This is a genomic window from Microbulbifer mixtoriginis (SeqCode) (assembly GCF_052467515.1).
This window is the reverse complement of record NZ_CP174314.1, coordinates 3,597,161-3,623,764: the sequence shown is the minus strand read 5'-3', so window position 1 is coordinate 3,623,764 and position 26,604 is coordinate 3,597,161. Positions and strand designations below refer to the sequence as shown.

At 35.2% G+C, this 26,604-nt stretch carries 15 protein-coding genes; all 15 read left to right on the top strand.

Features of this window, described 5'->3' with window-relative positions; translation table 11 throughout:
* Positions 1-17 precede the first annotated feature (17 nt).
* The 15 genes from ACJJIT_RS15575 to wecC all read left to right on the top strand — a co-directional run bounded on the left by ACJJIT_RS15575 (position 18) and on the right by wecC (position 26,592).
* Entirely contained in the window at positions 18-3,470 is a 3,453-nt protein-coding gene (locus ACJJIT_RS15575) for a glycosyltransferase (RefSeq protein WP_444898978.1), read from the top strand.
* Complete coding sequence (locus ACJJIT_RS15570; protein ID WP_444898977.1) at positions 3,467-5,551, top strand: glycosyltransferase; 2,085 nt, start codon at positions 3,467-3,469, stop codon at positions 5,549-5,551. The genes ACJJIT_RS15575 and ACJJIT_RS15570 overlap by 4 nt, the downstream gene beginning before the upstream one ends.
* 371 nt (positions 5,552-5,922) lie before the next feature.
* Positions 5,923-7,512 (top strand): heparinase II/III family protein, encoded by a 1,590-nt coding sequence (locus tag ACJJIT_RS15565; protein WP_444898976.1) that lies wholly within the window; start codon positions 5,923-5,925, stop codon positions 7,510-7,512.
* Between the two features lie 128 nt (positions 7,513-7,640).
* Entirely contained in the window at positions 7,641-9,479 is a 1,839-nt protein-coding gene (locus ACJJIT_RS15560) for a hypothetical protein (protein WP_444898975.1), read from the top strand.
* Positions 9,480-9,492: 13 nt separating this feature from the next.
* Positions 9,493-12,456, top strand: a complete 2,964-nt coding sequence (locus tag ACJJIT_RS15555; protein WP_444898974.1) for a glycosyltransferase — start codon at positions 9,493-9,495, stop codon at positions 12,454-12,456.
* A 108-nt stretch (positions 12,457-12,564) separates the two neighbouring features.
* The gene (locus ACJJIT_RS15550; protein ID WP_444898973.1) at positions 12,565-13,854 is read left to right on the top strand and encodes a hypothetical protein; all 1,290 of its coding nucleotides are present in this window, start codon (positions 12,565-12,567) and stop codon (positions 13,852-13,854) included.
* 88 nt (positions 13,855-13,942) lie between these two features.
* Positions 13,943-16,150, top strand: coding sequence for a glycosyltransferase family 2 protein (locus ACJJIT_RS15545; RefSeq protein ID WP_444898972.1), 2,208 nt, complete (start codon positions 13,943-13,945; stop codon positions 16,148-16,150).
* A gap of 1,801 nt (positions 16,151-17,951) precedes the next feature.
* Positions 17,952-18,698 (top strand): ABC transporter permease, encoded by a 747-nt coding sequence (locus ACJJIT_RS15540; RefSeq protein WP_444898971.1) that lies wholly within the window; start codon positions 17,952-17,954, stop codon positions 18,696-18,698.
* Complete coding sequence (locus tag ACJJIT_RS15535; protein WP_252084739.1) at positions 18,695-19,354, top strand: ABC transporter ATP-binding protein; 660 nt, start codon at positions 18,695-18,697, stop codon at positions 19,352-19,354. The genes ACJJIT_RS15540 and ACJJIT_RS15535 overlap by 4 nt, the downstream gene beginning before the upstream one ends.
* A 33-nt stretch (positions 19,355-19,387) precedes the next feature.
* Positions 19,388-20,617, top strand: coding sequence for a hypothetical protein (locus ACJJIT_RS15530; RefSeq protein ID WP_444898970.1), 1,230 nt, complete (start codon positions 19,388-19,390; stop codon positions 20,615-20,617).
* A gap of 81 nt (positions 20,618-20,698) precedes the next feature.
* Positions 20,699-22,342, top strand: a complete 1,644-nt coding sequence (locus tag ACJJIT_RS15525) for a polysaccharide biosynthesis/export family protein (RefSeq protein WP_444898969.1) — start codon at positions 20,699-20,701, stop codon at positions 22,340-22,342.
* A gap of 107 nt (positions 22,343-22,449) precedes the next feature.
* A complete protein-coding gene (rfbA, locus tag ACJJIT_RS15520; RefSeq protein ID WP_444891161.1) occupies positions 22,450-23,361 on the top strand; it encodes a glucose-1-phosphate thymidylyltransferase RfbA in 912 nt (303 codons plus the stop codon).
* 260 nt (positions 23,362-23,621) lie between these two features.
* A complete protein-coding gene (locus tag ACJJIT_RS15515; RefSeq protein ID WP_444898968.1) occupies positions 23,622-24,089 on the top strand; it encodes a hypothetical protein in 468 nt (155 codons plus the stop codon).
* 27 nt (positions 24,090-24,116) lie between these two features.
* On the top strand, positions 24,117-25,253 hold the full coding sequence (gene wecB / locus ACJJIT_RS15510) for a non-hydrolyzing UDP-N-acetylglucosamine 2-epimerase (protein ID WP_444898967.1): 1,137 nt from the start codon (positions 24,117-24,119) through the stop codon (positions 25,251-25,253).
* A 58-nt stretch (positions 25,254-25,311) separates the two neighbouring features.
* Complete coding sequence (gene wecC, locus ACJJIT_RS15505; protein ID WP_444898966.1) at positions 25,312-26,592, top strand: UDP-N-acetyl-D-mannosamine dehydrogenase; 1,281 nt, start codon at positions 25,312-25,314, stop codon at positions 26,590-26,592.
* Positions 26,593-26,604 lie beyond the last annotated feature (12 nt).

Sequence of the window (26,604 nt, the reverse complement as noted above, 5' to 3'; positions counted from 1 at the left end):
GCTGGACACAATTTCCTATGGATGTACTGTTAAAACACGCTGAAACACTTGCGCGCCACCCCGTTAATGGATTGTATACCCCTATTGATAAGCGTATAGCTTATATAGTTAGTCATGGGCAAAGTTATGCCAGTAACGGATATGCAGTACGAACTCAGGAGGTTGCAAAGGAATTGAATAGCCATGGCTTTGAGACGTTATGTATTGTTCGTCCGGGTCGGCCATGGGAGCTGGGAGCAAAGAAAAATATAATCAATGCAGAGGCTGAAATTGATGGGGTTTTATACATCCATAGCCGTTGGCATAATGATCAAACACCGGCTGATGAAACAGCACACCTGGAAGCCTGTGTGGCGCGCTTTGTTGAGTTATTCCAAGTTTATAGACCAGCAGTAGTATTAGCTGCCTCAGACTATATTATTGGGCTACCCGCATGGATCGCGGCAAAACGCCTCAATTTACCATTTTATAATGAAGTTCGTGGTTTCTGGGAACTTTCTCGTGCTGCCCGGGAACCAAATTTTGAAAACACCTCTTTTTTTAAAATTGAAGCTGAGCGTAACTCTTTTGTGAGTAAGCAGGCCTTAGAGGTATTTACTCTTAATCTCGCAATGAGATCAGAATTGGTTGACCGTGGAGTTAGTGCGAACAAAATACATGCTATCCCAAATGGGATTAATTCTTTTCCAAAGAAAAATCCCGAAGATGATAATTTACGTTTGAAATTGGGTATAGAGTCACATGATAGAGTTATAGGATATGTAGGCAGCTTGAATTTTTATGAGGGATTAGATCTATTGATGGATTCTTGTGCCGAACTAATTGAGCAAGGAGAAAATATAAAATTATTGGTGGTAGGTGATGAGCAGCCAGTAAATGATTTTATTGCGGCTGATCAAAGACTTGCTAGTAAGCCCTGGTTAATTCAAGTTGGTCGTGTAGCTCATGAGAAAGTAGCAGATTATTATGCGTTAATAGAAACGGTAGTAATCCCGCGAAAAAAAATGCCGGTATGTGAACTAGTATCACCGATGAAGCTGGTTGAGGCAATGGCCTATGGAAAGCGAATCGTAATATCTGATGTGATTCCTTTGGCTGAAAATGACAACAAATATGAAGATTTGATTACATTTAAGGCTGAAGTACCTAGCCATTTAACACAATGTTTGCAAGAAAGCTTAAGGAAACCTGCAACACAGAATAGTGTAATTAATGACCTAACGTTGGCTACACGTATATTACCATTGGTTAATATATTAAAGGGGCTAAACAGCAAGAATTGTGAAAGAAAAGAGTCTAATAATAATTCTAACCCAAGAGAATTAATAAAAAAAATTGAACCCTTACCGCTAGCGAATAAAGAGCCTATTTGGTTCCAAATTCAAGTTGTTCCAGGACAGGAACTTGTTATTGATGCAAACATAGAATATCAGGATTCGTTAAAATTACATAAGCATCATAAACGTAAAGCGGTGATGTTGTTAAAATCAAAAGATATGAATGGAAATGAAATAGATCAGCCGCTAGGGAAGTTAGCGAAGTCTACACATCTTGATTCATATTTTAAGTACCTTGAATCTGATAAAGGGTTAGAGGAGAGACATAAATTTGTTATTCCTAAAGGAGTTGAGCAAATTGAGCTTGGTTTTTGTGCTTTTAACTATCAGGAAGGGGAGATAGTAATAGTTCGTGAGTTTAATGTTAGAGAATTTCAAGCCTTTAATAAGAAGAAAGATCTAATAGAGTTAAATCAGGAACCTCTTTGGGAAAATTTTAGAGTCAATGAGTTTATTCCACATAGTCTAAATGCAAAACTTAAATTTGAAAAATCAGAAGATAAACATAGCAAATCTATCATTGTAAGAGTTAAATATTTCGATAAGGAAAAGAAAGAAATTCCTGGTCCTTATTCAGGTCTACCTTTGTCTAAAACAGTAGGTTCATTTTCATATATCAGCGCTGAAGAAGAACGAATTGTCCAGCTGATGCCACCAAAAGGAGCTGTGGAGGCCGCTATTGGGTTGCAGCGATGGAATGCTAAAAGTAAGGTCTGGCTAGATGGTAACTTTATTCTCGAATCTGAGATTAAAGTTAACCCTACTATTAAAACTCCCTCCGTTAATAGTAGAGAAGAAACAAAAACTCCACTGCGTAAACTGTCAGATATTAAAGTCGCAGCAATTCTTGATGAATTTACCATGGAATGCTTTCGGCCGGAGGTAAACCTTACTTTGATTACCCCTTCAAACTGGCGGGAAAAATTAGAAAAAAAGCATCCTGATTTTTTATTTGTAGAAAGCTGTTGGTTTGGCAATGGTAACAGTTGGAGTGGCTTAATGTATGGCTATACTTCCAACGGCCCCAACAGAATGGATGAATTAATTAAAGTCATTACCTACTGCCGACAAAAAGGTATACCAAGCATCTTTTGGGCTAAAGAAGATCCTGTTCACTATAAACGCTTTGCTCCTACAGCTAAATTGTTCGATTACGTTTATACCAGTGATGCAAATATGATTCCGGCCTATAAGAAAGACTATGGAATTGATGCACAAGCATTATCATTTTTCTGTCAGCCAAAGGTGCACAACCCCATTTGTATGTCACCAAGGAATAATAAAGCGGCATTTGCTGGATCTTATTACAGTGATAAAAAAGAACGATGTGAAAACTTCCATACAATTGTAGCTGGATTAAAACAAGCTGAAATTAATTACGATATTTATGATCGGTGTTTAAAAAGGGAGACTGCACATTTACAGTTTCCTAAGAAATACAAAAGTCATGTTGTAGGTTACTTAGAACCTCATGAAATGAGTAAAGCTTATAAATCCTATCGATATACCATAAATTTAAATACCGTAAAACATAGTCCAACTATGTTTGCCCGCCGTGTGTATGAGTCATTAGCATGTGGAACACCAGTTATTAGCAATTACTCAGAAGGTGTGATAACACAATTTGGGGGGATTGTATGTGCAAGCGATAATCAAAGAGAGATATCTGATTTTCTTAACCATTTGAAGAACCCAGAAGAATATCAGCGTATAAGTAATGCTGGAGTTCGAGAAACCCTTGGACGACATACTTTGGCAGATCGCCTAGAACAAGTTTGCGAACGTTTAGGCATACTTGTAGAGCCACACCTGCCAATTATTAATGTTGTATATACTGTCGGTAGTGATGAAGAGGTTGAAATTGCAAGAAATGCATTCCAAAAACAGAGCTACCACCGCAAGAGGCTTGTTGTAAATCTAAAAAACAGTAACCTCTTACACTCATATCTCAATAGAAATACCGATGAAGAAATTTTTAGAGTTCTTACAGAGTTCGCTAAACCTATTGATGGTGTTGAATTAAAAATGGACCTGCAAGATACCTACTCCAAAAATTTCATAGAAGATGAAGCAATTAAAACACAATTCCAAGTAGAGCAATCAAACCAATCAAATAGAGAGTTCGCAGCATGAATACGTTGAAATTATTAGTGTATGCGGATGTAAATCTAAATATTATGGATGGGTCTTCTGTTTGGCTTGTTGAGCTCTTGCGTTTATTATCGAATGACCCTCGAATTCAGTTAGATTTTCTGCAAAAAGCCCCAGATGAAGGTGGCCCATTGAATGCACAAGTTAATGAAATAAAAAATATAAAACGGATAGAAAAACACCCTAAGCCAATGAAGTTGGAACAGGTGGTAGAATCCATACGTGACCTAGATAATGAGAATCAATATGAGAGGATTCTTGTCCGTGGTAATATTAGTTTAGGACTGGATCTTATTGAGTTCCTACCTAACAGGCTTGTTTATTACACCCTTGAGCCTTTTCAGAGAAGGGGTGAATTTTCCCCTGAGGAAAATAAAGAGATACAAAATCTTCTAAATAAGACTGCATTTACTATTGTGCAAAGTGAGCGAATGAAGAATAGCTACTCCTCAGATTTTTCTATTCCGAAAGAACACATTTATATCTTGCCCCCATTGATTCCACCAATAGTAAAGAATCCTAGTTTCAGAAATAGCTCTAACACCGTATGTTATACTGGGAAGTTTTCTGAAGAATGGGGGACGCCAGGTCTTGTCGATACTTTCAAGAAGTTAAAAAAGAAACTTCACTATGTGAAATTAAATATTGCAGGAAATAAGTTTCACGGTGATCTTGGTGGTAGACGAGAAGAAGTACAAGAATTTTTCTCAAATGATAGTAATGTTAATTGGATTGGAGAGGTTTCACGGCAGGAAAGTATTGGATTGTCACGTAGTTCCGATATTGGTTTTGCATTACGCTCAAGTGAAATTGATAATAACAACTCACAGGAATTATCTACAAAATTATTTGAATACATGAGTGCTGGTAAACCTGTAATTCTCAGACCAACAACAGTGCACAAGGATTTATTAGGTCAAAATTATCCACTTTTTGCAAACGATTGTGATGAAGCAGCAGAAAAGTGCTTTCAAGCGTTAACCTGTGTTGAGCTTTATAGTGAAGCTGCAAAAATGTCATATGGGGCCTACAAATCTTTTTCCAAAAGGGTAAATCATCAAGACATTGTAAGACGGTTAGTAAGCTATAAGAAAGATACAATTCTATTTGCCGGCCATGACCTTAAGTTTATCGGAGATATCATGCGGTCTTTTGAGAAAGATGAGAGATATGATATTCTGATAGATCAATGGAAAGGCCACACAGTTCATGATGAAACACAAAGTTTGGTTAAGTTAGAACAATCGGATATTATATTTTGTGAGTGGGGTTTAGGAAATATTCGATGGTATTCCCGAAATAAAAAACCAGGTCAAAAACTTTTTGTAAGGGTTCATCGACAAGAGATTCAGAGATTAGATTATCTTTGTGAATCGGAAGCTGAAAAGATTGATGGTTATATTTTTATTGCTCCATATCGTTATGAGGAGTTTGTAGAGAAGGTTGATATACCAAGATCTAAAGCTAAAATGATATTTAACACAGTTGACACAAAAAGATTTAATTCTAAGAATAGAAATAGCGATGGCTTTACATTGGGCATAGTCGGTATTGTACCCTGGGGGAAACGATTAGATCGAGCCATAAATATTTTTGAAAAATTATGGGGCATAGATAAGCGTTTCAAATTGCGTGTTAAAGGTAAGAGGCCGGAACAACTGCCTTGGATGAATAATCCTCAACATGTTAGTGAGCTCGAGAAATACACAAAATTATTTAAAAAAATTGAAAATGCACCATGGAAGAGAAATGTATATTTTGACTCTCATGGTAATGATATGGATGATTGGTATAAACAAATTGATTATTTGCTTTCTGTTAGTGATTATGAAGGGAGTCATCAAGCCGTTGCAGAAGGAATGGCGTCAGGCGCGATACCAGTAATTTTACCATGGAAAGGGGCATCAACTGTATACCCTAGCAGTAATATATTTTCAGATGAAGAAGCTTTGGTTAGTTATATTTTGGATGGTCAGCATAAATTAAATGTAACTAGCTATGCTGCAAGCCAGTTCGATTCAGAGATAATTTATTCCAACATGAGAGAAGTCTTACGAATTTAATTCAATTATAATAGTTGTCAGAGTTTTAATAACTGATTGCCCTTTAATTTTAGTGGTGAGTGTAACAACCCACCACTAAAATTAAAAAAGTATTTGATAAAATTTTAAAGTTTTAGTTCGTCACCCCCCTGAGATATTTAAGGATGGTGTATTTAAAAATATATTTAATTGCCATCAAGATTTAAGTCTTTAATAATTTCTAGGGATGACTAATATATGACGCACTAGTATTAGGTGCATCAGGTTTTGAATGAAAATATAATAGGAAGATTTTTTTGTTATTAAGGTTGTTTAATTAATATTCCTTATGATTAAGGTTGTGTGTTAAATATAAATTCTAGAGAAAATTGAAAGAAAGAGTTTGCAGCAAGATGTCTATCAATAATCTGAAAATGGGTATTGCTTCAGAAACAAAACTATATATTGATAAAAATATATTTAGCAGGAATCAGACGGACTACAACAAGCTGAAGAAATTATTTTCGGAAAGAAAATATGAAGCCAATAGTTTTTCTGATGTGGATCTAGATGTTTTAAATTTCGACTGGAACAGTGTTAAATGTGACCGCAATTGGTGGTGGCAATTGCAGGCATTACCATTTCTGAATTGGTATATTAATAGTTATAAGGTACAAACCAAAGAGGAAAGATTAGAATATTTTTCTTTATGTCTTAAAGCAATTTTATGTTGGATAAACAATGGGAAAGACAACAAAGATTCTCCATTAGTTTGGCACGATCATGCATCGGCTTTTCGACTTAAAAACTTAGTTAACTGGTTTATATTTTGTCAAGTTGCAGAGTTACCAGTTGGTGCTGATGTTAAAGTGAATTGGTTAGAAGATCTAGTTTTTGAGCATCTTGACTGGTTGCAAGATGATAAGAATTACTCCATTCATACCAATCATGGATTTGATCAGGCTATGATTGGACTAACAGTATGCTTAATGTTCACACATGATGATTTTGAACCCTATCGTAGGATTAATCGTGAGCGTTTAGAAAATGAGGTGACTTTTGCTTTCACTGTTGAAGGTGTTCATAAAGAGAATAGTCCTGGCTATCAGAAAGCAATGCTCGGAAGATTAAGGCAGCTAACTTCGCTATCAGTGTTTGGAGAAGATAAAGTAACGAAATTAGGGGAGCACTACATAGCGAAGGCAGAGTCCTTTCTTAAAGCAATAACCTTACCTAATGGTTATCTCCCGATAATTGGAGATACTCGAAGTGAGGACAAAGGGCTTGTTGATGATGAAATTCCTGAAGAGGGATATAGAGTCTACGACTATTCTTCTTCAGGTTACCTAATAGTTAAGGGTAAAATCAAAAAGAAGCACTCGTTCACCCTGATATTTAAATGCTGCCATGACTCTAATTACCATCGTCATGATGATGATCTGATGATTTATCTTAATGTAGATGGTGAGACACTTTTAGGTGATGGTGGACTTGGTTTACATGATGAAAAAAACCCTAAAAGAAAATACCTAAGATCCGTTCATGCTCACACAATGCCAGTCATTAATCGTCCATTCATCCGAGAAAGGTCAAAGTTGTCTTTACCTCCGAAGTTAATCCATGAGGCAAATAAAAAAGTGCTGAGTGGTATAAGCTATGGATATGGTATTAAGGTTATGAGGGAAATTGATTACTCTAACCTAAATAACGGGTTATTGATTGTGAGGGATGAATGCGATGACCAAGATTTATCCTCTAACTGGATCATTGGTGATCGTGATATAACTTTATCAAACAAGGGAGTCAAGATTGAATTTACTAATTTCAGACTGGTTATTAGCTCTGACCAGTCGGAGTCAAAAAGGATAATGCGTGGTTGGTCTTCAAATGAATTGAGTACCAACTCAATTTTCTCAAAAAAATATGGCCAATTTTCTAAATGCAATAGAGTGTTGCTTGGTGGTTTGGATAAAACTCTAGAAGTTAGATTGAAAATCGAGTAGTTCAAAAAGTAGAATTATTTTATATAAAATCAATGCTATGACAAAAAAATATTTGAGTAGAGTTGAAGTGTATTTTTAGCAATATTTAATGCTGTGCTTTTACCTAAATATAATTTGAGAAATTTCAGATGTCGACTAAAAAGCAAAAAAAAATATCAAAAAACTTGGCTAAAAAACCAGCTATCAAATCTCTAGCCCATAGTTCAATTTTTTGGCGACCGGATTATCTTCGACCTTCAAAGTGGTTAGAGCATTTACCTTTTTTGTTTTGGCTGATTGAGGCACATCAGCCACGGAAGGCAGTTTCTTTAGGGGCCACCTCAGATGTGGCACACTTCGCACTCTGTCAAGCGATAAAACACCTTCGCCTAAAGGCTAGTTGCTATTTGAGTATCGATGTACAGAATGAAACATCTGATGGCTTAAATTACGAATGTCAAGATTACAATAGCCAATATTATAATACATTCTCATATATTCTTGAAAGTTCAATGTCTGATGTTGCAAGTCAATTTTCAGATGGCAGTATTGACTTGCTACTTTTTATACCAACGGATGAACATGATCTTGAGAGTACAGTAGCACACTGGAAATCTAAATTGTCCCCACGAAGTATTGTACTGGTGCCAGGAATCTCTAAAAAGAATCCAGGGTGTCAGACTTTCCGAATTTTTGAGTTGTTAAAAGAGGAATATACCAATTTTTCTTTATACCATGGGGAAGGGCTGGGTGTTATCTCTATAGGAGATGAGATAAGTTCGACACTGATAAATTTATTTGATCGTGACGAGAATAACTCTTCCTGGCAAGTTGTTCGCGATAACTTCGCGAGATTAGGGCAAACCTATATTGATGTACTGCAGGCGAAAAAATATCAACAAAAAGTAAAATCCCTAGAGATAAATCTTTTATCTAAAAAAGATAAATTAAAAAAATTGAGTGCGGAGTATGCAGGTGCTAACGCTGAGCTTAATTTACAAAGGAAGGAGCTTACTGATTTTAGCCAACGTATAAAACAGCGAGAGTTAGAGGTTGAACAAAATTTTAGAAATCTGGAGATTGAGAAAAATAATTTGAACTCGCAGATACGACAAAAAGACAAGGAGCTCGTTGAAAAAGATATAGCCCTTAAAGTACGTTTTGAGGAGCTGGCCACCCTCACACAGTTACTTGAGAAGATGAGGAAACAGGAAACTGAACAGCAAGAGTTGCAAAAAGACAGACATCTTAAGTCTGCAGAAAGTATTCATAAATTAGAAAAAAATATTACTAGCCTTGAATCACAGTTAAAAACCCATGAGTCCAATTTAGAACAGATGAGGAAAGCTAAGCATGATTCAGATAAAGTAAACACAGAACTTAATTCTAGATATAAGGAAATTGAACAGGACTTAAAGCTTGTTAAAAATGAACGTGATAACCTAAACCAAGAGAAGAAATTACTCCAGGTGCAAATTCAATCTCTGAGAGATGATCTTTTAGAAGAAAAAAAATCTGTTGATGAAAGGTTTAGAGAGTTGTCTTTGTTGACAAGCCTACTTGAAGAAAAAGAACTTCAAATTAAAGAACTACGTAAAAAAAATTTAGATCCTGATGGTAAGGCTATATTAACTAATAATCTCACATTCAATGAACGTACCTTTTCAGTAGCCAAGATTTTGGGTAAAGGTTTAAAACAAAAACATAGGCAAAGAAAAGAATTACAAGAAATCATTAAATCAGGTTTTTTTAATGAAGAATGGTACCTAAGAAATTATCCTGATGTAGCATGTAATGAAGATGCAGCAAGAGATCCAGCCTTACATTACCTAAAACATGGTGCATTTGAGGGGCGTAATCCTGGACCTGGATTTGATAGTCAATGGTACTTGGATACTAATTTAGACGTTAAAGATAGTGGCTTTAACCCATTATTACATTATATATCCATGGGTCGAAAGGAAGGGCGCGAGCCCCTACCCTATTGAATGGATTAAAAAAATGTTGAGATTGAAGCATCTTTTGCGTTGGTATAAGAATAGGCGCAAAAAAAATTTTACTAATGTTAAGGATACTGTACCATGCATAGAGAACTTTGATCCTGAGTGGTATTTAAAGACCTATACTGATGTTGCTGCTTCGGGAATAGATCCTCTTTTACACTATATTAATCATGGACAATTTGAAGGTAGATTACCATATAATAATCGCGCTCTTGCTTGGGAATATCACCTGTGGCGCGAGGGGAACAAACTCTTATTACCAAGGCTGATTGGCCTTATAGATACACCGGATGCCACTAAGCTAGAGCGTCACTATGCAGCATGGGTTACCTCCCGTTGGTACGCAGTAAAAAATGACTGGCAGAAAGTGTTAAATATTTTACTGCGTTTTCATGAGAAAGGACTTTCCTATCCAGCTCATGCTGGTCCAAACTTACTTATGTTGGAGGCTGCACTTCGATGTGGACATTTGGATATTGCTCAAAATGAGCTTGACATATTAGCCCAGCGTTTTGGTGAGTGCGTTGATTTGAAGCTAGCCAAATCTAATTTACTAAGTCGATTAGATGGTACTCGGTCAAGTAGTCAGCTTAATTATCAGCGCCTGGAATTGATCAATAGTTTTCTTACTCGATACGAGTTGTGTAGTTTGACCAATACTGGTGACGGTCTATTAGGCTTGGATACCATAACTCCTACTTTACCGATTACTATTGTAGGTGGGGAGTCTGATCCGAAAGTTTCGGTTATTGTACCTACTTACAACTCTGAGGATACATTGATTACAGCGTTAACATCACTATGTAATCAAACTTGGCGTAATCTAGAGGTTATAATCGTTGACGATGCGAGTACGGATGGGACTTGGCGAATACTAAATTCGTATTTAAGATGTAGTCATTTTCGTCCTGGGTTAGAGCTTCATCTAATTCGTCATCAAAAGAATCAAGGTTCTTATGGTGCTCGTAATACTGCTTTGGAGAGTGCGACAGGCGACTTGATAACCACTCACGACAGTGATGACTGGTCTCATCCTCAAAAGATAGAAATACAGGCCAAAGCTTTACTTCAATCAGAAAATGCACAGGGTTCTATTTCACATTGGGTGCGCGCTAACAGCAATCTATACTTTTCTCGTTGGTTTCCAGATGAGAGTTGGGTACATCGCAATATTTCTTCATTGATGGTACGTCGCTCGGTAATAGATACTATCGGCTATTGGGACAGAGTGTCTGTAAATGCTGATACTGAATATTACTATAGGTTACTAAAGGTTTTTGGTGAGGAAGCTTTAGTTGAAGTGTTACCAAATATACCACTTAGTTTTGGCCGCATTACAAACAACTCCCTGAGTCAAAATAGTGAAACACACGTTAGCACACGTTTTGTTGGGCTTCGTAAGGATTATGAAGATGCTGCAAGGCGTTGGCACTCAGAAGCTATGGAGATGGGAGATCTTTATTTGCCGTCAAGTCCAAAGCACCGTCCATTTTTAGCACCTAAGGCTTTATGTCTTAATGCGAACAAAGTATTGAAGCCAAATCCTATGGATATCGTGCAGCAATCAGGACGTTTCAATCAATCATGGTACTTAGAAATGTACCCAGATTTGCAGAATTTATCCGAAGACTTATTCGAGCATTATTGGACCGTCGGTGCTTCAGAGGGAAGGGATCCAGGTCCAGATTTTAGTGAATCTGGTTATAGATACAAATATATGGAGTCCGGTAAAGATAATATACCAGCACTTTATCACTATTTGACAATAGGTATTGAAAGTCAATTTGAGCCTCTACCAGAGATTTCAGGGAAACAAGAATATCGACCGAAGTCTTTGAATATACTTCTGTGTGCACATCAAGCTGGTGAGTTGTTGTACGGGGCAGAAAGAAGCTTCCTCGATGTGTTGTCTACTTTAAACAAATTGAATGTTAATCTTATTGTAGCGCTACCAAGTGCTCTCAATAGTTTTTATGTTGGACAAATTAGGGATTATGCTTGGCGAGTGGTAATTCTCCCTTATGGCTGGTGGAAATTTGACCGGCCAGCAAACCATGTCACCTTAAGACAATTTGAGGCACTGATAACTCGATTCAATATCAAGGCAGTCTATACCAATACACTTGTACTTAATGAGCCTCTATTAGCGGCAAGAGCTCAGAAGGTACCAACCTTAGTTCATGTACGTGAATTACCACAACATGATATAGCTCTTTGCAAATTGTTAGAAACTGATGCATTGAATATTATTTCTCATGTTAAGTCACTAGCTGATATAGTGTTAGTAAACTCGGAATCTGTTAAGAGTGAACTAGGCGCAGTTAATACGGTAGTAGTACCGAATATTGTAAATACAAATCAATACAAGTTATCTATTGAGGCAGACAGTTCGAATGAGAGGATTGTTCGGGTAGTATTAATAAGTAGTAATTTACCCAAGAAAGGTTTATCAGATTTTGTAGATTTGGCAAGGAGACTTGAAAATAAAGCTATTCCTGCTGTCTGTATATTAATAGGTCCAGAGAATGATTATATTAAAGACCTACAAGTCAGTCAAAATCGGGGACTAATTACTAAGAACCTTAAATTCGTTGGTTATGCTACCAGCCCGCAAAAGGCCTTGGCCCAGGCTGATATTGTGGTCAATCTTTCCCACTTTCATGAGTCATTTGGTCGAACGGTATTGGAAGCTATGGCTTCTGAACTTCCTGTGGTTGCCTATCATCGTGGGGCTATACCTGAGCTTGTTCGAGATAATGACACCGGATTTTTGGTGCCTTTTGGCAATATTGATGAAGTAGCAGATAGAATTAATAAATTAGTAGTAAATAGAGAATTACGCTTACGTATGGGGAAGAGAGGTAGGCAGAGAGTGGAACAGCATTTCTGTGAGGCTGTTATGCTTCGTCAACTCAAAAGAGCGCTAGCATTAATAACAGATCACGAACTTATACGAGAATAATTAGTATTGGTTTTTTAGAGTTAGTAAAGCGTTGTTAAAAACTAAAATATGTATCAAATTTCAATAATACCACTCTCGAATAGTTGCCCGGAAGTCTTCCGGTGGTGTATGGATTATCCGCGTCGTGAACAGACCTATGATGCTGAAACTCTTTTGGGAAGTGGTTTAATTTTCCAAGGTTGGGTTCTGGCTAAAGAAGGCGCTACAATTAGACCTTATATAAGATTGAATTCAAAGAAATATTATTTAAAGATAAATCTATCAAGGCCAGATGTCATAAGAAGAGTTTTAAATGAAGAGTCAAAGGGACATCCACGATTATATTGTGGATTTCGTGCAGCTGTACCGTTAAATAGTGATACTTGCTTTTTTGGGTTTGAAAATAATAAATGTGACTATGACACAATGCAAATTATCATAGAGGGGAGTTTAAAGATTATTGAAGGGCTTGATGGTTGGCTCTTTCTTGATAATGATACCAATCAGAGTGTCGAACAATTTACTGGAAAATTATTATTAGATTGGCGTGAAAAGCGGGCTTGGTATGATTATTTGGATTCTTTAAGTAAGTTAGCAGAGGAATATCTCTCTGCTCATTCAGTATTGATAGCACCAAGTAAAGAAATGGTGATGTCAGACTATTATCCTCATCGAAAAGGGTCAACGACCCCCGTAGAGCAAGTGGAGAAATTGGCAGATAAAAAGCATAATGTTGTGCATCCAGTGAAGAGAATGCAAGCATCAAAGGATAGAGTTTTTCGTGTATGTGATACCCACTGGACTCACAAAGGTGCACAATGTGGTTTATTAGCTGCTTTAGAAGTTCTAGGTTTGGATACCGTAGCAGTCGCGAGTTTATTTTCAGATGATAAATTTAGAGAGGCTGTTAGAGCGGGAGATTTAGGAAATAAGATATTTCCGAGGCGGACTGCTCGCGAGTTGATACCTAGTGGTATTTCATATCGTCAATGGGTTCATTATGATAACCATTTACCTAATATGGGGCGGGTCCTGATTACTCAAAATAAAGAGGCCTTGGTTTCTGCCAAGTGTTTGATTTTTGGATCTTCATCTAGCTATACAATGCTGGATTATGTTTCTAGAATTTTTTCTGAAGTAATATTTATTCATTCAGCTGGAAATATAGATGTTACTATACTCAATCAGGTACGTCCAAATTATCTACTGGCGCAAACTAATGGTCGCTTTGTTATTAGAGCACCAATAGTTGGCTATCGCCTAGAAGATGAAATTGAAAAAAAATGGGCTGGATTAAATGATAAAGAGCGTGAAGAAATAATAGTAAGTCAGGGTCAATGGATAGAAAAGTGGTCTAAAGACACTCAATTAAAATATTCTTACCCTTTGATTATATTTTTTTCTGTACAAAATACATGACTTTAAGGCAGACAATAAGAATAAAATAATTTAAAATAGATTTTTAATTTAACTAAGACAATGAAATATATAAATGGGGCTCATAAAGATGTATAAATTAGCTAAGCGCCTAACTAATAATATTCCCCATTTAACAAGACTGGATTTACGCCCATTACTTCGCCCTTCCCAGGATATATTAACCGAGACAAATAAAAATGGTTGTATTGTTGGGAAATCAATATCAAATCTGCCTCTATTTACTATAGAGCAGAATAGACTTGAAAGGGGCTGGTATATGGTTGAAGTTTTGATTGAATCAGATACAAGCTATCTTGAGACCTTTTTCACAATTCATCATAAATCAGGGCGGAAATCTAAACAGTTGAATTTATCCGTACGAAATGGACGTATGGCAAAACGATTGATTTGGTTAGCCAGAGGAGAAGAAAATTTATCGTTTTCTCCAGCACAAAATAAATGCAATTTTATAATTAAGAGATTAACATTAGTTCGTGTTTCTATGTTATTCGCACGCAATCGAATGCGTGCCCGGCTATCTTGCAGGTCACTTTCAGTTCCATCAAGATTAACTTATCGATGGGCATATTATGATTCCACTTTCAATCCTAATGGTGTCCGAATTTCCTATAGAGAGTGGATAAAAAAAGTTGAACCAAGCCTTTGGCCTAAACTAGACGGTTTAACTGAAGTTAGCTTTACCATTTTGATACCAGTCGACCAGTCTAGTAATTTAGATAGCATTAAAAGAACTGTATACTCTATAACATCTCAAAAATATAAGAACTGGAACCTATTCATTATCCCAATGGAATTTCTAGATAGAAAGATAATCTCTAAGATTAAGTCTCTAATTGGTTTTAATGAAAAAATAAGATTGATTGATAGAGTTAATTATAGACAATCGATTGAACAAATTTTAAATAAAGATACCTACTATCTCATGTGCCCCCCTAGGGCGGCCCTTGCTAATAAAGCCCTTTCTTGTTTTGAATACATTTTACGTAAGAAACCAAAAGCGAAAATTATTTATTCTGATGAAGACATGCTTAATAGTGCTAGCCGAAGGTCTTCACCGAACTTCAAGTCAGCGTGGAATCCAGATTTATTCTATTCAATAAATTATATAGGTGAATTTGTTGTTTTTGCTCCTGGACTATTAGAAGCCTCTTCATTCAGTAACTTGAAGAATGAGATGGCCTGGGATTATAACTTACTTCTTCAAATACTGAAAAAAATAAAGAAACCCAATGATTCTATTTTTCATATACCAAGAGTTCTCTTCCATAGGTTTAGTGATTTTAATAAAGATCTTTACCTGGAAAGTTCAAAAAAAATTTTGAAAAGATATTTTAATGATAAAGGTCAAAGGAATGTTGAAGTTGAATATGAAAAAGATCAAGGTGCACTGTATGTACGTTGGCCGATTCTGAATGAAAATCCATTGGTTTCCCTTCTAATTCCTACTAGGGATATGTTACCGATACTAAAACAATGTGTAGAAAGTATTCTCAAAAAGACTTCATATGAAAATTATGAAATATTAATTCTAGATAACCAAAGTAAAGACCCAAAGACAATAGAGTACCTAGAATACATAAAAAACTTTAATAAAGTAAGAGTTATAAAATATGACCAACCATTTAATTATTCAGCTATTAACAATTTCGGGGTGAAACATGCCCATGGAAAAATTATTGGTTTGATTAATAACGATATAGAAGTTATTTCATCGAATTGGCTAGAGGAAATGGTTGCTCATGCAAGCCGTCCAAATATAGGCTGTGTCGGGGCAAAGCTGTATTATAGTGATAATCGAATTCAACATGCTGGGGTTGTAATTGGACTTGGTGGGCTGGCAGGTCATGCGCATAAATTTTTTAAAAAAAGTGTGATGGGCTATATGAACCGATTAATTTGCACCCAAAATTTTTCTGCAGTAACAGCTGCTTGTTTATTACTACGAAAAGAAACCTATGAGAAAGTTGGAGGGTTGGATGAGAAAAATTTTGAGGTAGCCTTTAATGATGTGGATTTATGCCTGAAGGTCCAAAAAGCCGGTTTTCGTAATCTTTGGACACCTTTTGCAGAAATGTATCATCATGAATCTATTAGCCGTGGCCTTGATAACACACCAGAAAAACGTGCAAGATTTGAACGAGAAGCTACATGTTTAAAAAATCGATGGAGAACTCATTCAGGTATTGATCCTTACTATAGCCCATTTCTTACTCATAAAAGAGAGGATTTCTCTCTCGGTTTAAATGAAGATATTGAAGCACCAATGTTCCGATAATAAGTATAATATTAATTTCAATTCCTCAAGGCTGTAAGAAAATTATCTTGCAGCCATATAAATAACTTTAATTATTTTAGACCATATCTGATAGATCCTTCTATAAAAATATAATTTATTGTTTTGATTTGCGTTTAAAAACAAACTAAGGATAAACCTCATGATCCTTACTAATGATCGTAACATTAACTAAAAATCGGATTGTTTAATTAGATATGGGAACATCTACGAAGCTTGGAATATGCTTAATATATCAAATGACTTTCACATTCTATGCTTAAACTGCTGGTGTAGATACTCTTCTTGAGATGAATCTGCTCGTACCCAACCATAGAAATCAGGCAAACTATGTTATTGAAGTTAGCGTTTTGTCTTTTTTGTAAGAGCTTGTCTATGGAAAACTATACGTTTCCAATGAACTGCCTAAAGGCAGTGTATTTGTTTACTCTATTGGGGTTTTTAATACCTGGCTGTGGCATGGCTTGGCTAAGTCTCAATTGTGATTAAAGACGCTTTAAGCCAAGGTACTCAGGAGGTGCCAATTCTTACGGAGTAGCAGGATCAGGCTTCGGATAGATAGCGACATCATGGTGGAGCCTGAGGGGAAACATCCAGTCTATCTAGACTCGCGGGATATCTTCTATGTAGGAAAGTTTAAGGGGTTTGCCATTTTTAACAGCAAGGCTATATCGATGCTTTTTTAACAGAAATTTATTGCAAGCTGTATACCATCGAAATACAAATTACTTTTTAGGACTTTCTGAAGGACATTGTATTTCCGTTTTATGCCATACATTATCTTACAGTTTTATGTTACCTGAATGATCGTAGAACAGAATATTGTTACAATCTAGTGTAACACGGCTATTAAGTATGAATGAAATATATACAGCAAGCCATTTACAAACCAGTGTATCGATGGAAGATTCCATAAAACTATTTTACAAGAGCTCTACCAATCATCATTATATCGAAAGATTTATCGGTCAACAGAGGAAAAAAATTTAAACGAATGGTCTATCTATTATAATATTAATCGTACTTATCAAGCTAAAAGTGTTGTGCTGCATATTGATAGTAACAGTTGAAGATGGGCAGGCCGTCTGAAAGAAAACGTATCAACCAAATCTGACGTGACATAACACATTCTGAAGTATTGGTAATTGTTAGATAAAGTCTGACTCATTATGTTTTAAGCTTAGAGTGCTTCATCAAAACTGATATAAATATTTTTCAATGTAATTTGTTATATTTGGCCTTAGATAACCTGTATTAATAAACCTTAATAAATATTTCATTCCTAGTATAATCTATCCCGTTTGCGGGTAGCTTGAATGTAGGAAAGCTTACAATAAAAGATCATTCTAAAATGAAAAATTTATTATAAGCCTTGGCAGTTGCTATTTCCTGTTCATAACATCTAGATATAATAAATCCACGGAAGATATATAAGGTAAGGTCTGTTATATTCTTACAGACATCAATTCAATTGAATATCAATGTAATCACAGCATTTGATTAAGAAAATAAAAATTAATATGAATGTTGAAATTAATGATAGTAAACTTTTTTAAATAATTAGTGAGGATAGATTTTTTCATTAAAAAGAGCCAAAAGACGACACTTTAATAATTATGGCGCCAATTTAAAATTTTAAGTGGCATTATCAGGAATATTCGCTATATATACGTATAACTTTAGCATAACTCTAAATAATAAGAGTGTACAAGAGACTAGTCGCTAGTATATGAGCATAAAAATTCCTACATCTAATCGAACTATATGGAAGATCCAGAGAGATGTGATCTATTCACTTCTCATTCGTGAGATGAATACAAGGTTTGGTAAGTGGCGACTGGGTTATGCTTGGATACTACTTGAGCCAGCTCTTCATATTTTAATGCTGGCAGCAATATTTAATTTCCTTGATAGGAACTTTTATCCAGGTATTCCGACAACTTTATTTATGTTGGGAGGAATTGCACCTTTTTTATTTTTTAGTCACTGCTTTTATAAAGGAATTGCTGCTGTATCATCAAATCGTGGATTATTTAACTATCGTCAGTTACGACCATTTGATGCAATTTTGAGTAGAGTATTATTAGAGTTTTTTATTTATATCTTATGCATGCTTACGCTATTAGCTTTATTATCTTGGATTGGTATTAGAGCTGAATTTGGAGATTTTTTATTACTTTTTCAGGTGAATTTTTTATTTTTATGCTTTTCTTTTGGGTTATCTTTGACATTAGCGGTCATTGGTGAGAAATTACCTGAGATGTCTAAAGTTCTTCCATTGATTGTAAGACCTCTTTACTTCATTTCAGGAGTATTCTTTTCACTTGAACAAATTCCTTCAGAATATCACAGCTACCTTGTTTGGAACCCATTAGTACATATCATAGAATTAACCAGAGAAAGTTTATTTAAAAGTTATCATGGAATTTTTGCAAATTTTAAATATTTAATATATTCATCAATAATGATGCTTGCTTTAGGTCTTCTGACATATCGTGCTTTCTGGAAAGACTTGGTGCGTAGTCAATGATTAGGCTTGAAAATCTCACAAAATCGTATAAAACAAAAAACGAAAGGAAAACACTTTTTAAAAATGTTAATGCGATCTTTCCTGAGGGCAAGAATATTGGAATTTTAGGGCGCAATGGGGTTGGTAAGTCTACGTTACTTAGAATTATGGGGGGGATTGATTATCCAGATTCCGGTAGAGTAATCACAGATAAGAGAATCTCATGGCCAGTGGGGCTCTCTGGCGGGTTCCAGGGAAGTATGACCGGTAGAGAGAATGTGGCTTTTGTTTGCGGAATTCATGGTGTATGGGGAAAAGATAAATGTAAAATTATGAATTATGTGCAAGAGTTTTCTGAAATTGGCAATTATTTTGATTTACCAATTAAAAGTTACTCCTCTGGAATGCGCGCGCGTTTAGCATTTGGCCTAAGTATCGCCCTAGAATTTGATGTTTATTTAGTTGATGAAGTTATGTCGGTTGGGGACGTACACTTTAAAAAAAAATGTGAAGATATAATTAAAGAAAAAAGAAAAAAAGCATCATTTATTATTGTGGCTCATACTACTCAAGTTTTAAAGAAAAATTGTGAGGTAGGAATCTACATTGAAAATGGAAAGGTTAGAATTTGTCAATCTATAAATGAAGCCATAAGCATTTACCAAAATAGTGTATAAATTTTCATAAATGATAAAACTTAAAGTTTAAATATGGATGTTAAAAGAGTGCTTAATAAAAACTGGTGGAGTAATAAAACACATATTTACTTTAATTTACTTATTTCTTGGTGTAAGAATATTTCTTCAAAAACAAAAAGTTTAAAAATAAAAAATAAACATAGATTACATTTACCTTGGTATTATGGTTTTACTATGATTGTAATAGTACCCATCGTTTGTGTGAGTGGGTACTATTTATTTTGGGTAACTGATCGTTTTGTAAGTACTACACAATTAATTGTTAAAGATACAGCGTCATCTCAAGGATCGTCAACGGGGATTAGTTTTCTTATACCTAGTATAGGAGTTGATAATCAAGATACATTTTTAGTTGTAAACTATATCCAGTCACTTGATATGGCCTTGTATCTGGATAGGGAATTAGGATTAAAAAATTACTATAAAAGTAATCAGTATGACGTATTTTCCCGTTTGTCTTCGGATGCAACACAAGAAGAATATTTAGAATACTATAGAAATCATGTAGATGTTAGTCATGATGAGACAAATGGTATAATTTCAATAGAGATGCAAGCTTATGAACCGATCTTTGCTCGTATTCTTGTTGAGACTGTAATACAAAAATCAGAATTATTCGTTAATGCTTTGAGTAATCAACTAGCCAATAAACAAGTTGACTTCGTAAATAATGAAGTAGAACTCTCTCAAAGAAAATTGAGAAATATAAAACAAGATATCCTAGATTTTCAGAATAGTAATAATTTAGTTAGCCCCGAAGAGTTAACTAAAGGGATAAGCAGTATTATTCAAGGATTAGAGACGCGATTAGCAGAAGAGCGCGCCAAACTAACAGCCGCCAAAAGCTACTTAAATACTGATTCATCACAAATAATATCAATTCAAGCTGAAATTGGCGCCTTAGAAAATCAAATTAAAGTAGAGAAAGTTCGATTGGTTGGTATAAGTGACGAGAAAGGTGAACAGCGACTCAATACTCTAAGTGCACACTTTCAGAATCTTGAATTAGATCTACAATTTGCTACTGATGCTTACGCCGCATCACTAAAAGCTTTGGAAAGTGCAAGAATGGAAGCTTCTGGTAAGTTGAAACATCTGATAGTAATTACACGGCCTTCATTGGCAGAGGAGGCTGAGTACCCACATAAAATATATAATTTAGTAAGTTTAACAGTGATTTTATTCTTATTATATGGTGTTGGAATTATGGTGTCAGCCAGTATTCGAGATCATCGTATGTAAAATTTATAGGCTGAGTTTTCATTATCGAACAATATAATATGTTGAGCTATTCAATAGCTATAAAGGAAGCCTTGTAGAATCATGATACCTATTAATAGAGTAAAGAAAAATATTTTATCCCTGATAATAACTTTACTGATCATTTTGGGTCATGGGTTGGCTTTTGCATTAGAAACCCAGTTAGTAGATGGTATAGATTCTCAGCCCACACCAAAAAATGAGATACCAATTTTTGGTCAATCTTTATTTCAGGGAACATTTAAGGATCAGCCATTCAATGGTTTCAACCCGGACTATAGAATCACGGTTGGGGATCAGATTAATCTTCAATTATGGGGCGCTTATAGTTTTAGTGCAACTTTAACTGTTGATCCAAAGGGAAATATTTTTGTACCAGAAGTAGGACCGGTTCATGTAGCTGGAGTACAAAATGGCGACTTAAATAATTTTGTGTTACGCCATGTGAAGCGTGTTTTTAAAAATAATGTACAAGCCTATGCGAACTTGGAAGCAAGTCAGCCGGTTAAAGTGTTTGTGACAGGGTATGTAAATAATCCTGGTTTATTCAATGGTTTTAGTTCGGATTCAATTCTGTATTATTTGGATAGTGCTGAAGGAATAAGTTCACAAAGTGGTAGTTTTGTCGATATAAAGATAATTCGAAGGGACAAAATAATACAGGAAATTAATTTATATAGTTTTATTGTAGATGGGATAATGCCTGCCGTACAGCTGCGAAATGGTGATGTAATAGTAGTTGGTGGAAAAAAAGGATTTGTTACGGTTAAAGGTGCAGTTCAACAGTCGGCTCAACTAGAATTTATCGGTCCTTATACTCAATTGGGAGAGATGTTATTAGTTATTAAGCCAGATCCTCTTGCAAATTTTGCTCGTATTACTCAGGTAGTTGATGGAGTCAAACAAGCAAGTTACCAACCCTTAACTAATGCAATGACAACACGCCTTTACCCAGGCGCAATTGTAGAACTAGTCCGCGATAATGATATTCATTCGATTTCAGTAATTGTTTCTGGTGAATTAGATGGCCCCGCTACTTATGTGCTTCCATATGGCGCAACACTTGAAATGTTGATGACAAAATTAAAATTTCGTGAAAATGCTGATCAAAATTCAATTCAGTTATATCGAAAAAGTGTTGCTGAAAAACAACAGGTTGCATTGGATAGATCACTAGATGCTTTACAAATGGAAGTTTTAACTCGTCAACCGAAAACTGATCTTGAAAAAGATACCCAGAAAGATAACGCTTTAATGATTCAAAATTTCATAAAAAAAGCTCGAAGAGTCATTCCAAAAGGGCAGGTAGTAATTGCTAATAACCCAGACGCTGGAAAAATGTTACTTGAAGATGGTGATGAAATAACTGTACCTCTGAAAACATCAACCATATCTATAGTTGGGGAGGTAATTTTTCCAACTTCACTTGTGTATCATAAAAAATATACATTAGAAGATTATATCGAATTAGCGGGTGGATTTGCCAACAATGCAAACCGTAACGAACTGATTATTTTACATTTAGACGGGACGATAACACGAGTTCATGATAGAGACTTTGATAATAAACTTGGAAATAGATTGCGTCCTGGGGATGAAATAATGGTAATGCCAAAAATTAATTCAAGTGAACTACAGGTAACTAAAGATGTTACGGAAATTTTATATCGTATAGCAGTTGGGACTGCGGCCATACTATCATTCTGAAAAACAACATAAATATCTTATTTTTAAATAACTTCTTTGAAGACAATATTTAAAATACTACTATAGAAATTTAGCTGTTTCTAATTTCAAGAATTGATGGAGGAATTATGGCTGAAACTGATACCGAACGAAGGGGAATTATTCTGGCTGGTGGTACTGGTACCCGTCTGTATCCATTAACAAAAGGTATCAGCAAGCAATTAATGCCAGTATATGACAAGCCCATGATTTACTATCCGCTAACAACTTTAATGTTGGCTGGAATACGAAAAATATTAATTATAACTACCCCCCAGGATCAAAGTTTGTTTAGGGGACTTTTGGGTACTGGATCTCAGTGGGGAATTAATCTAAGTTACGCCAAGCAATTTTCACCAAATGGTTTGGCCGAAGCATTTATAATTGGACAGGATCATATAGAGAGCAGTCCCTGCGCGCTAATTCTTGGAGATAATATTTTTTATGCTCATCAATTTAGTGAACTTTTAAAGAGAGCTAATTCAAGAATTCAAGGAGCAACAATCTTTGGGTATAGGATTGCGGACCCAAGCGCATATGGAGTTGCTGAATTCAATAAAGATGGAAAAGTTATAAGTGTTGAGGAAAAACCAAATAAACCCAAATCAAATTATGCTATTACTGGATTATACTTATATGACAATAATGTTTGCGATTTAGTCAGAGAGATCAGGCCAAGTGATCGTGGAGAGTTGGAGATTACGGATCTCAATAAAATATACCTTGAAAGAGGCGAACTTAGTCTAGAGTTAATGGGCCGCGGTTCTGCATGGTTAGATACTGGAACGCATGATAATTTGCTCGCAGCGGCACACTTCGTACAAACAATTGAACGTCGTCAGGGATTAAAAATTGCATGCCCTGAAGAGGTCGCATTTCGTAAAGGTTTTATCTCACTTGATGAGCTTGAAGTTCAAGCTAAATTATTTATGAAAAGTGGATATGGTGAATATTTGATGCGTATCTTGAATGACGCACAAAGAGATCATAATTTCGTATAAACATTAATGATATCATGAAATACAACAAAATTAACATAAGATTTTTCTATTATTAATGGTTGAACAGGGTTGCCTCAGTTATATTAATTTCTCTAGAGTTTGAACTCAGGTTATCTAAATATTTTAAATTAAAACTTTATATTTAGTTTATTGATCATGATTTAAGTTTATAGAAATTGTTTTATGTAAAACCCTTAGTAATTTTTAGTTTTTGAGTAAGGCAATTAAAAAGTTAGATATTCAATTTGAATGGTATAAAAATGGATGAGAAGTATCAGGTGAAGCTACTTGAAAATTCAATATTATTCGACCCTGAATGGTATTTGTCACAACATTCAGATGTCGAGAGTATAGAGATAACACCAGAGCAACATTATCTACGATATGGGTGGAGAATGGGAAGAAGTCCATCATCTTTATTTTGTGGAGTAGGTTACCATAATAAATATCCCGATGTAGCTCTGAGAAATGAAAACCCACTTATTCACTATCTCCGATTTGGAAAACGAGAAGGAAGGGAAGTACAAGCAGTAAAAGAGAAAAATTTTCTTACAAAAAAAGATTTGAATGTTGATACTAATAAATTGTTTTTTCCTGAGACGGATAATGAAAAAAAAAATTTAAATGAAGAGTTTAAAAATCAATTAAAAAAAACTCAAAGTTTACTTGAAAAGTATGTCAGACGATGCAGAGAGCTTGAATATCAAATCATAGATGAAAAAAATTGAATCTTGTATTTGTAAGGTAGGTTTTAAATGAAGGTACTCATTGTTTTTGGAACTCGTCCTGAAGCTATTAAAATGGCACCATTAGCTTTAAAACTGATAATTGATCAAAGATTTAATACTCAAATTTGTGTAACAGCTCAACATAGAGAAATGTTAGATCAGGTACTCAATCTATTCGGATTAATTCCTGATTATGACCTAGATCTAATGAGATCTGGTCAGAACTTAACTGATATAAGCGTAGGAATACTTCAAGGTATGCATAAGATTCTTGAAGAAGCAAAACCTGATATTGTATTAGTTCATGGTGATACGGCAACAACTTTTTTTACAAGTCTTGCAGCATATTATTCAAAAATCTCCATAGGTCATGTAGAAGCAGGCCTACGAACCGGAAATTTATTTTCTCCATGGCCAGAAGAGGCAAATCGGAAGTTAACAGGTGCCTTAGCAGACCTTCATTTTTCACCAACAGAAAATTCAAAGAAAAACCTTCTAAATGAAGGAGTAAGCTCTGAGAAAATATTTGTTACTGGCAATACAGTAATAGATTCCTTGTTAGAAGTTGTACGAAAATTAGATGAAGATAAGAAGATATATGATAAATTTAATAATGAATTTAATTACCTTGATGACAATAAAAAATTAATTTTATTAACTGGGCATCGACGCGAAAGCTTTGGTGGCGGGTTTGAACGTATTTGTCAAGCCATTTTGGAAATTGCGAAATCACATAGAAATGTACAAATAGTATATCCCTTACATTTAAATCCAAATGTAAGGGAACCTGTTAATCGACTATTAAATGACGTAGATAATATTTTCCTGATAGAGCCTTTAGACTATCTTCCATTTATCTATCTAATGAATAAATCATACATTATTCTATCAGATTCTGGTGGAATTCAGGAGGAAGCTCCTTCGCTAGGTAAACCAGTACTAGTAATGCGTGACACAACAGAACGACCAGAAGCTGTTAAAGCCGGAACTGTAAAATTAGTAGGAACAAAAGTAGATGTTATTATTAAGGAAACATCTATATTACTTACTGATAAAGACAGCTATAATAAAATGAGTTTTGCCCATAATCCATATGGGGATGGTCAAGCATCAAATAAAATAATTAATGTGTTAGCTGATTTTGAAAAAAATTTTCAAAGATAAAATATATAGTTTAAAAAGCTTTTTTTAAAAAGACACTTTTGTTCAAATAGGGATATTTATGAACTTTGAAAAAATCTCAGTAGTTGGTTTAGGGTATATAGGATTACCAACAGCTGCTATGCTAGCAACTCAAAAAATTAACGTAATCGGTGTTGACATTAATCAAGACACTATAAATATTGTCAACTCAGGCAATATACATATTATAGAGCCGGGCCTGGAACAAATTGTTCAGAAGGCAGTATCTAGCGGATATTTACATGCAACGACTAAACATCAATCTGCTGATGCATTTTTAATTGCTGTTCCTACTCCTTTTATTGAGGAGTCAAAAGTTAAAGATAAAAAAGCAGATCTAGGATATATTGAGGCTGCATCGAAATCACTAGCGCCTTTATTAAAAATTGGTGATTTAATTGTACTTGAGTCAACCTCTCCAGTAGGTACAACAGAGAAAATTTCGGAGTGGCTTGCCGAAGCACGCCCTGATCTCACATTTCCACACGCTGATGGAGAGTTATCCGATATAAGAATTGCTTATTGTCCAGAAAGAGTATTGCCTGGGAATGTCCTTCATGAACTTGTTGAAAACGATCGTGTTATAGGTGGCCTAACAAAAAAATGTTCCGAAGCAGCAGAAAGCCTATATAAGATTTTTGTTAGAGGTGAATGCTTGTTAACTACAGCACGTACTGCTGAGATGAGCAAACTTACAGAGAATAGTTTTAGGGATATAAATATCGCATTCGCAAATGAACTATCAGTTATTTGCAGCAAATTAAATATCAATACATGGGAATTGATATCTCTTGCTAATAGGCATCCCCGAGTCAATATCCTTCAACCAGGTGCTGGCGTAGGAGGACACTGTATAGCAGTCGACCCTTGGTTTATTGTTCAATCATGTCCTGCTGAATCAAGACTCATTCGTACAGCACGTGATGTAAATGACCGTAAACCTGAATGGGTATTGAGTCAGTTAGAGGTTATTTTAAAAAATATAAGAGTCAAGAATCCCGGCTACACTAGCAGAGATATTACTGTTGCTTGCTTGGGAATTACCTTTAAGCCAAACATTGACGATCTTAGAGAGAGTCCTGCTTTAATGATTGCAGAGGGAATAACAAATCTTGACTGTAACTTACAAATTGTTGAGCCTAATATCCAACTTTTACCTGAAAATCTTTCCAATAAAAATGTTGAACTAGTTTCTTTAGATCACTCATTAATGAATGCAGATATTTTTTGCATACTTGTAAAGCACAATGAATTTCAAAAATTAGCAAATAAATTCGATCAGAAAGATAATATTATCGACGTAGTTGGCCTTCTTAGCTAGCTATTTAATGAT

Excerpts from the sequence above, each read along its gene's own strand:
- ACJJIT_RS15575 (WP_444898978.1), top strand. The coding sequence starts at position 18 with ATGGATGTACTGTTAAAACACGCTGAAACACTTGCGCGCCACCCCGTT.
- ACJJIT_RS15570 (WP_444898977.1), top strand. The coding sequence starts at position 3,467 with ATGAATACGTTGAAATTATTAGTGTATGCGGATGTAAATCTAAATATT.
- ACJJIT_RS15565 (WP_444898976.1), top strand. The coding sequence starts at position 5,923 with ATGTCTATCAATAATCTGAAAATGGGTATTGCTTCAGAAACAAAACTA.
- ACJJIT_RS15560 (WP_444898975.1), top strand. The coding sequence starts at position 7,641 with ATGTCGACTAAAAAGCAAAAAAAAATATCAAAAAACTTGGCTAAAAAA.
- ACJJIT_RS15555 (WP_444898974.1), top strand. The coding sequence starts at position 9,493 with ATGTTGAGATTGAAGCATCTTTTGCGTTGGTATAAGAATAGGCGCAAA.
- ACJJIT_RS15550 (WP_444898973.1), top strand. The coding sequence starts at position 12,565 with ATGGATTATCCGCGTCGTGAACAGACCTATGATGCTGAAACTCTTTTG.
- ACJJIT_RS15545 (WP_444898972.1), top strand. The coding sequence starts at position 13,943 with ATGTATAAATTAGCTAAGCGCCTAACTAATAATATTCCCCATTTAACA.
- ACJJIT_RS15535 (WP_252084739.1), top strand. The coding sequence starts at position 18,695 with ATGATTAGGCTTGAAAATCTCACAAAATCGTATAAAACAAAAAACGAA.
- ACJJIT_RS15530 (WP_444898970.1), top strand. The coding sequence starts at position 19,388 with ATGGATGTTAAAAGAGTGCTTAATAAAAACTGGTGGAGTAATAAAACA.
- ACJJIT_RS15525 (WP_444898969.1), top strand. The coding sequence starts at position 20,699 with ATGATACCTATTAATAGAGTAAAGAAAAATATTTTATCCCTGATAATA.
- rfbA (WP_444891161.1), top strand. The coding sequence starts at position 22,450 with ATGGCTGAAACTGATACCGAACGAAGGGGAATTATTCTGGCTGGTGGT.
- ACJJIT_RS15515 (WP_444898968.1), top strand. The coding sequence starts at position 23,622 with ATGGATGAGAAGTATCAGGTGAAGCTACTTGAAAATTCAATATTATTC.
- wecB (WP_444898967.1), top strand. The coding sequence starts at position 24,117 with ATGAAGGTACTCATTGTTTTTGGAACTCGTCCTGAAGCTATTAAAATG.
- wecC (WP_444898966.1), top strand. The coding sequence starts at position 25,312 with ATGAACTTTGAAAAAATCTCAGTAGTTGGTTTAGGGTATATAGGATTA.